We start from the raw sequence: 7,597 nt of genomic DNA, 5'->3' as shown, positions 1-7,597 counted from the left end.
GGTCGAGCAGCACCATGTCGATATCCTCATTGGCCAGCACCAGAGCCTTGGCGCTTTCGAAATCCCCGGCCTCATGGATGGCGGCAACGTCGCCGACGCCGGCCAGCGCCTCCTTCAAGGCGCCGCGAAAAAGCGGGTGATCGTCGGCAATGACGAAAGTGTGGCCCGACGGCAAATATTCCTCCCCCGATCCCATCATCATTTTCGTGCTTCTTGCGGGGACCGGAATGATTATGCGGCGGCGCGGCGCTTTTTCAAGCGGCAAAGGCCGCGCGCGGAGTTTTCCCCAGGGGCGGCCCGGTCGCGCCGGCTCAGGTCTTCTGCTGGTTCAGCTTGCCGCCGCCGTCGCCGTCTTCCTTGTCCATGTCCTTGACGATGTCCTTGAAGGTGCGGAAGAAGCGTTCCATGTAGCCCATGGTCCTGTTGAAATCCTCTTCGCTCGGCAGTTGCGATTCCAGCCGGGCGGAGAGCGAATTCTCCAGCTTGGCGACCCGCGCATCGAGGGCCTTGACCGAATTGTCCAGCCGGTCGATCTCGTCCTGGTAGGCGGCGCGCTCGTCCGCCGCCATCTTGCAGACGAGCTGGCCGGTGCGCTCCTCGCAGATCGACATGGCGCCGGTCCTTGCATCCATGCGGACATAGCCGTTGGCCGACTTCTCCAGACGGTAGTGGTCGGTCTCCTCGGAATAGGCGGAAGCGGCAACCAACGAGCAAAGCGCCGCGGGGATCAGGATGTGCTGCAGACGCATATCGTCCTCCATGAGCCAGTGAAGGCGGGCTATCACAGGTTTGCGCCGGAAATGGGGAAGAGTCGAGCTTCAAGCCTTCCCCGCTCCTTCGGTTCGGACTATAGCGCGAGAATGTCTCAGATTATCTACAAGATCGCCCCCGAGGCGCTTTGGCGCGAAGCCGAGAAGAACGGGCGCCTCACTGGCGCGCCGATCGACATCGCCGACGGCTTCATCCATTTCTCCACCGCTGCCCAGGTGCGCGAGACAGCGGCCAAGCATTTCGCCGGCCAGACGGGCCTGCTGCTGGTCGCCATCGACGGGGAGAAGCTGGGGAACGCGCTGAAATACGAGGTATCGCGCGGCGGCGCGCTGTTCCCGCATCTCTACGCCCCGCTCGACCTCGATGCCGTCCTTTGGGTCAAGCCGCTGCCGCCCGGCGCCGGCGGCCACGACTTCCCGGCGCTGGAAGGCGAATGAGCGTGCTCGACCGGATCGGCCAGAAGCTGCTTTTCTCCTTTGATCCGGAAACCGCGCATGGCATGTCCATCGCCGCGCTGCGCTGCGGACTGCCGGTCGGCTCGGCCGCGCCGCGCGACGCGCGGCTCAGGATCAGGCTTTGTGGCCTCGAGTTCCCGAACCCGCTCGGCATGGCCGCCGGCTACGACAAGAACGCCGAAGTGCCGGACGCGCTGCTTAGGCTTGGCTTCGGCTTCGCCGAGGTCGGCACCATCACCCCGCTGCCGCAACCCGGCAATCCGAAGCCGCGCATCTTCCGGCTAACGGCGGATGAAGCGGTGATCAACCGGCTGGGCTTCAACAATGAAGGTCATGCGGCGGCGGAAAAGCGGCTTGCCGCGCGCAAGGGGCGGCCAGGCATCGTCGGCGTCAACATCGGCGCCAACAAGGACAGCGCCGACCGCATCGCCGATTACGAGCGCGGCGTCGCCCGCTTCGCCTCCTATGCGAGTTATCTCACCGTCAACATCTCCTCGCCCAACACGCCGGGCCTGCGCAACATGCAGGCGCGCGAGCAGCTTGGCGAGCTCTTGTCGCGGGTGATGGCCGCGCGTGCAGCAGCCCCTGCCCAGCCGCCGGTCTTCCTCAAGATCGCGCCGGACCTCGTCGAGGCGGAGCTGGAAGATATCGCCGCCGAGGTCGCCGAAAAGAAGATCGACGGCGTCATCGTCTCCAACACGACGCTGGCGCGGACCGGATTGCGGAGCGGCGGTGTGGCGGATGAAACCGGCGGCCTCTCGGGAAAACCATTGTTCGAGCGTTCGACCGCGGTTCTGGCCCGCATGCGCAAACTGCTCGGACCGCAGATGGCGATCATCGGTGTCGGTGGCGTTGACTCCGCCGAGGCCGCATTGGAGAAGATCCGCGCCGGCGCCGACCTCGTCCAGCTCTACACCGGCATGATCTATGCCGGCCCGGCGCTGCCCGGGCGCATCGTGGCCGACATGGCACGGTTCGTGGAGCGGCAACGGCTCAAATCTATTGGCGAACTGCGCGATACCGGTTGCACAGACTGGTCCAAATGACTCTGATAAGCTCCCACGAAATCGGGAGGACAGCCATGGCTAAGGTTCTGAACTCCGTCGTAGAGTCGATCGGTCGAACTCCATTGGTCCGGCTCGAAAGGCTGACGGCGCAAGCGGGCGTCAAAGGCGAAATCCTCGCCAAGCTGGAATATCTTAATCCGGGCTTTTCCAAGAAGGATCGCGCGGCGCTTGGGATAATCGAGGAGGCCGAAAAGTCCGGCGCAATCAAGCCGGGGCAAACGGTGGTCGAGCTTACCTCCGGAAACATGGGCACGGGCCTCGCGATCGTCTGCGCCGTCAGGGGTTACCCTTTCGTCGCGGTGATGTCGAAGGGCAACTCCGAAGAGCGCGCCCGCATGATGGCGGCGCTCGGCGCGGAAGTGATCCTCGTGGACCAACTGCCGGGATCGGTGCCGGGGCAGGTCTCGGGTGGCGATCTGGCGCTTGTCGAGCAGGCCACCAAGGCGGTGACGGCGGAAAGAGGCGCATTTCGCGGCGATCAGTTCCACCGCGACGGGAACTGGCTTGCGCATTATCACGGGACCGGACCGGAAATCTGGGACGCCAGCCATGGCGCCGTCGATGCATTCGTAGACTTCATCGGCTCGGGCGGCACCTATGCCGGGGTGGCGAGGGCGCTCAAGGAACGCAATCCCCTGATCAAGTGCTTCATCGTCGAGCCCGAAGGCGCGGCGGCGGCCGCGGGCGAGACGGTCACCCAACCCGAACACCCCATTCAAGGCGGCGGCTACGCCATGCCGGACCTGCCGTTTCTGAAAAACGCGCCCGTCGATGGCTATCTTCAGGTTTCCGGCGACGAGGCACGCGAGACCGCGCGCCTGCTGGCGCGCAGCGAAGGTATCTTCGGCGGCTTCTCGTCCGGAGCGAATGTCGCCGCCGCGCTGCGTCTCCTACGCAGCGATCAATCGGGGAAGACGATCGCCGTCGTGATTTGCGACTCCGGGCTGAAATACCTCTCGACCGACCTCTGGAGCTGAGGAACACCGGCGCCTGGCCGGAACCGAACAATCGGCGCCTAAAACGCCGTTCGTACCCTGAGCCTCAGCACCGCGAGCAGGCTCAATCCGCGCACCAGCAGGAAGACATGCAGCGACGCCCATAGCCCGTTGTTGCCGAAGGCCGGCGCCAGCGTGATCAGCGCGGCGCTGAAGGCGAGGAACGACAACAGCATCATGTTGCGCATGTCGCGCGACCAGGTGGCGCCGATGAAGACGCCGTCCATCTGGAAGGCCAGCACGCCGCTCAGCGCCGTGAAGGCCGCCCATGGCAGATAAATGTCGGCGACTTCGCGGACTTCCGGCGAGGTCGTGACCAGAGCCACCAGACCAGCGCCAGCGGTCAGCAGGATAAGGCTGGCGCCGGCCGCGAGGCCAAAACCCCAGATCAGCGTCAGCCGCACGGCCTGCCGGAAGGGAGCAGGCGCCTGCGCGCCGATGGCGCGGCCGGCCAACTGCTCGGCGGCCGTAGCGAAACCATCGAGGAAATAGCCGGCGATCAGGAAGAAGTTCATCAGCACGGCGTTGGCGGCAAGCGTCACCGTGCCGAATTGCGCGCCCTGCCTGGTGAACAGCGCGAAGGCGGCAAGCAGCGAGAAGGAGCGGATCATGATGTCGCGGTTGAGCGACAGCATGCGCCGGTAGGCCGGCAAATCGAGGATGCGGCGACGTGACGGTCGCTCCAGCATGCGGAAGCGGTTGAGCACGATGGCAAGACCGAGCAGCATGGCCAGGAACTCGCCGGTGACCGTCGCCCAGGCGACGCCGGCGACGCCCCAGCCGAGCTCGAGGCCGAGCAGGAAGCAGAGCACGATGTTGATGCCGTTGAGCACCGCCTGCAGCATCAGTCCGAGCCCGCCCTCGCCGCGCCCCAGGACGTAGCCCAGTATGGCGTAGTTGATCAGCGAGAAGGGGGCTGCGAGCAGCCTGATGCGGATATAGACCGACATGGCCGCGCTCACGCGCGGCTCGGCGCCCATGAACCATTGGCCGGCGACGGCAAAGAGCGGCGCGAGTGCCGCAAGGATGACGCCCGCGACGACCGCGATCAGCACGGCGCGCCACAGCACCGCCTGCTCTTCCAGCGCATCGCCGCCCCCGAAGGCCTGAGCGACGAGGCCGGTGGTGCCGGAGCGCAGGAAGTTGAAGGTGGTGAAGACGACGTCGAAGACCAGCGATCCCGCCGCCAGGCCGCCGAGCAGGGCCGCGTCGCCGAACTGGCCGACCACCGCCGTGTCGACGATGCCGAGCAGCGGCGTCGTCAGATAGGCAAGCGTCATCGGCACGGCGATCGCCAGCACCGAGCGATTGGTGACGGCGAAGGACCTGATATTGGCTTCGGTCGCGTCCAAGGGGATTGCTGCCTGTTTGCTTGCGGCTTGATCGAGGACCCGATGTGCCCCAGTTTGCCTGCCTCATGCAACCATCATCCGCCGGGCTGACAACCGAATTTCAGACCTGGCTCAGGCCTCCCGATCCATGCCGCTACAGATCGTCCATCACCCCGACTATGACGCCGGCTTCGCCGTCAACCATCGCTTTCCGATGAGCAAATATCCGCTTTTGATGGAGGCCTTGCGCATGCGCGGGCTGGCGGTGCCGGAAGCGCTCTCGATGCCGGAACCGGCGCCGGCGCCATGGCTGAAGCTTGCCCACGCAGCTGACTATGTCGACCAGGTGATCGCCTGCCAGGTGCCGCAGACGATAGAGCGCGAGATCGGCTTTCCGGTCGGCCCGCGCGTGTCGCTGAGGGCTCAGCTCGCCACGGCCGGCACCGTGCTGGCGGCCAGGCTGGCGCTTAAACACGGCATTGCCTGCAACGCCGCCGGCGGCAGCCATCACGCCAGGCGGGCGCAAGGCGCCGGCTTCTGCACTTTCAATGATGTCGCCGTCGCCGCGCTGGCGCTGCTGGCCGAAGGCGCGGTCGAAAACGTGCTGATTGTCGATCTCGACGTGCATCAGGGCGACGGCACGGCGGACATTCTCAAGGACGAGCCTCGCGCCTTCACCTTTTCCATGCATGGCGAGCGCAACTACCCGTTGCGCAAGATCGCTTCCGACCTCGACATCGCCTTGCCGGACGGCACCGGCGACGACGCTTATGTCGACCGGCTCGCCGCCATCCTGCCGGAACTATCCGGGCAAAGGCATTGGGACATCGTCTTCTACAATGCCGGCGTGGATGTGCATGCCGAGGACAGGCTCGGCCGGCTGGCGCTGAGCGACGATGGCCTCCGCGCCCGCGAAGACATGGTCATCGGCCATTTCCGTAGTCACGACGTTCCGCTGTGCGGCGTCATCGGAGGCGGCTACTCGACCGATGTGCCGGCGCTCGCCGCGCGCCACGCCATATTGTTCGAAGCTGCCTCCCGATATGCGTGATGGGACGCTCGGCTACTTCCTGTAGCTGGCGATCCGAAGCAGGATGAACACAGGAACGACGATCGCGGCGCCGAGCAGGATATAGCCGAGGAAGCGGTCGACGGCGTGGAAGCCGAGATTCCACAAATCCACGAAGAACTGGCGGATGCCATAGAAGACGTCCATCGGCGACCAGCCGAAGGCATGCATGACGAGGCCGACGAGGAAGGAGACCACGAGCAGCTTCAGGAACACCCTGAGCGGCGTGTCGCCAAGAAAGCGCGTCAGTGCGGACAAGGCCATCCTCCGGTTCGAGCCGCCTGATTCGGCGGCGCGGTATCAGAGATACGCATTCCGCGGAAAGGCATCAAGCAATGGAGCCACCGGCTCCGTTTTGCCGATTGCTTGAGGCGGCGCCATCATGGTAACGAGGGCTCGCGCGGGTATGATGTAATGGTAGCCTGTCAGCTTCCCAAGCTGAACGCGCGGGTTCGATTCCCGCTACCCGCTCCAGCTTGTGGCGCAAGGTGCCGAGCCAGATTCTCAAACGGCGCCGAAATGCCGGTTTACACTCGGTTTTACATAATTGGTTCGCGTTCGGTTCCTTAGCGGTTCTGATTCCGGCTCCATCGCCCAATTCTAAGCCAATGAAGACCGACTTGCGTTTGAGACCACCTCCCGACTAGTTTCAGCGGGGGAATGAAATGGCGGGGTTCTACTTCTGATGCAGAGATTATCATCGGCCTTGAGAGGTGGCGATGTTAGTGGACTCAGACTCAAGCCGGCGGCAGTGAGTGCCAGATGCCGGTATTGCGGCGAGGTGGGGGTGTTTACTTGCACCGGGCATCAAGAGGGGCCGATAAATTCCATATCGTGTAGGGAAATGCCCCAGCTGCAACAAGCAGCAGGTTTCTGGACGGTTAACTCTCTCTCAGAGACGTCGCAGGGCAAGATTCCGATCTACATGTACCCGGCAGCCACATTCTTTACATGCGCCATCTCGGATTACCAACGTCCCGTTAAGCGAGAGAGGAACTACATGCTCATCTGTTCTGTCGTCGGGAGGTAAGCTATCTAAATTTACTCGGCAGTAGACGCAACGGCCGTCTAGCTGGTAGTCATGCTGCCTCATCCGCAAGGACCGCATCAGGCCGTTACTCTCACTTCAGTCTCCTCGGCTCGTTCGGCTTTCGGACTCGCTCTTGAAACGCGGCGCCGCGACCGACGTAACGGCGAGTGATGCGGGAGACCGTTTCTTCCTAGCCGGCCATGATCTCGGCGATCCCCCAGGTCGCTGAAGGGCTAGCTCCCAGTTGAACGTCGGGGTCGCTACCCGCTTCAGTCCCCCGCCTGAAATGAAATCGTGTTGGCTCGCCGCCGGAACGGCCCCGGCACATTGTCTTGCAACCACATTGTCTTTGCAACGGCGTTGGGTCTTGCGTGACCATGCAAGACCCAACGCTTGACATCCAACGTTCAACCGGCGCCTGAACTACAGCCAGATGTTGATCCAGTAGCGCTCGCGCCAGCAGCGGCGGCGCCAGCGGCCATGACGCCAGTAGCGGCGGCAGACATGTCTCCAGCCGCGCCGACGGCGGCGCCTGCGGCGGCGCCAGTACCAATCGCCGTGATGGTAACGCCGGTGGGAAACCAGCTCCACTTCGGCCGGATCCTCGCCTTCGAGGACCGCGTTGTCCGGCTTGTCGAGTTCGTCCAGGATCCCGTTGCCACCGGGAATGCCGGCAACAGCCTTGCCGGGTCCGGCCAGGCTGGCAAGTGCCGCCGCCCCCGCAACGCCAAGCATTCCAGTCAGAAACAACCGACGTTCCATCAAAAACCTCCCGAGCTTGTTGAGCCTCGGCAGCTCTTTCCTCACCCGCAACGGGCTCGAGCGAGCGACCGATCGGTTTGAACGTAGAAGTAGCGTTCTCGTTCCATCACCCCACTT

The 7,597-nt window shown here is 64.0% G+C and carries 8 protein-coding genes, 1 tRNA gene and 1 pseudogene; 5 read left to right on the top strand and 5 right to left on the bottom strand.

Going from position 1 to position 7,597, the window contains the following annotated elements:
• A pseudogene (locus tag EOA27_RS14015) lies at positions 1-175 on the bottom strand (response regulator transcription factor); the annotation flags it as partial.
• Between the two features lie 136 nt (positions 176-311).
• Positions 312-749, bottom strand: coding sequence for a hypothetical protein (locus tag EOA27_RS14010; protein WP_126079331.1), 438 nt, complete (start codon positions 747-749; stop codon positions 312-314).
• Between the two features lie 111 nt (positions 750-860).
• Here EOA27_RS14010 and EOA27_RS14005 point away from each other — a divergent pair, with 111 nt between their 5' ends.
• From EOA27_RS14005 to EOA27_RS13995, 3 genes are read left to right on the top strand one after another with little or no spacing between them, the layout of a single operon-like run.
• Entirely contained in the window at positions 861-1,208 is a 348-nt protein-coding gene (locus EOA27_RS14005; protein WP_189343262.1) for a DUF952 domain-containing protein, read from the top strand.
• Positions 1,205-2,272 carry a quinone-dependent dihydroorotate dehydrogenase gene (locus EOA27_RS14000; protein ID WP_127256515.1) on the top strand — a complete coding sequence of 356 codons (1,068 nt, stop codon included), beginning with the start codon at positions 1,205-1,207 and terminating at the stop codon, positions 2,270-2,272. Before EOA27_RS14005 ends, EOA27_RS14000 begins: the two co-directional genes overlap by 4 nt.
• A gap of 35 nt (positions 2,273-2,307) precedes the next feature.
• Positions 2,308-3,270 carry a cysteine synthase family protein gene (locus tag EOA27_RS13995; RefSeq protein ID WP_126079333.1) on the top strand — a complete coding sequence of 321 codons (963 nt, stop codon included), beginning with the start codon at positions 2,308-2,310 and terminating at the stop codon, positions 3,268-3,270.
• A gap of 38 nt (positions 3,271-3,308) precedes the next feature.
• Here EOA27_RS13995 and EOA27_RS13990 read toward each other — a convergent pair whose 3' ends face one another.
• Positions 3,309-4,640 carry an MATE family efflux transporter gene (locus tag EOA27_RS13990; protein ID WP_245491091.1) on the bottom strand — a complete coding sequence of 444 codons (1,332 nt, stop codon included), beginning with the start codon at positions 4,638-4,640 and terminating at the stop codon, positions 3,309-3,311.
• Between the two features lie 127 nt (positions 4,641-4,767).
• Here EOA27_RS13990 and EOA27_RS13985 point away from each other — a divergent pair, with 127 nt between their 5' ends.
• Positions 4,768-5,670, top strand: coding sequence for a histone deacetylase (locus EOA27_RS13985; protein ID WP_126079334.1), 903 nt, complete (start codon positions 4,768-4,770; stop codon positions 5,668-5,670).
• Between the two features lie 12 nt (positions 5,671-5,682).
• Here the strand turns inward: EOA27_RS13985 and EOA27_RS13980 are convergent, their stop codons facing one another.
• The gene (locus EOA27_RS13980; RefSeq protein ID WP_224603073.1) at positions 5,683-5,952 is read right to left on the bottom strand and encodes a DUF6460 domain-containing protein; all 270 of its coding nucleotides are present in this window, start codon (positions 5,950-5,952) and stop codon (positions 5,683-5,685) included.
• Between the two features lie 136 nt (positions 5,953-6,088).
• Between EOA27_RS13980 and EOA27_RS13975 the strand changes: the two genes are divergently transcribed.
• Positions 6,089-6,162, top strand: a tRNA-Gly gene (locus EOA27_RS13975).
• 979 nt (positions 6,163-7,141) lie between these two features.
• On the opposite strand, the gene EOA27_RS13965 is transcribed toward EOA27_RS13975, so the two are convergent.
• Positions 7,142-7,597: hypothetical protein (locus EOA27_RS13965; protein WP_245491090.1), on the bottom strand; the 456-nt coding region annotated here is incomplete at its 5' end.

The organism is Mesorhizobium sp. M2A.F.Ca.ET.037.01.1.1 (assembly GCF_003998075.1).
GTDB lineage: Bacteria > Pseudomonadota > Alphaproteobacteria > Rhizobiales > Rhizobiaceae > Mesorhizobium.
The sequence above is the reverse complement of the archived record's forward strand: the minus strand, read 5'-3'. Positions and strand labels throughout refer to the sequence as shown.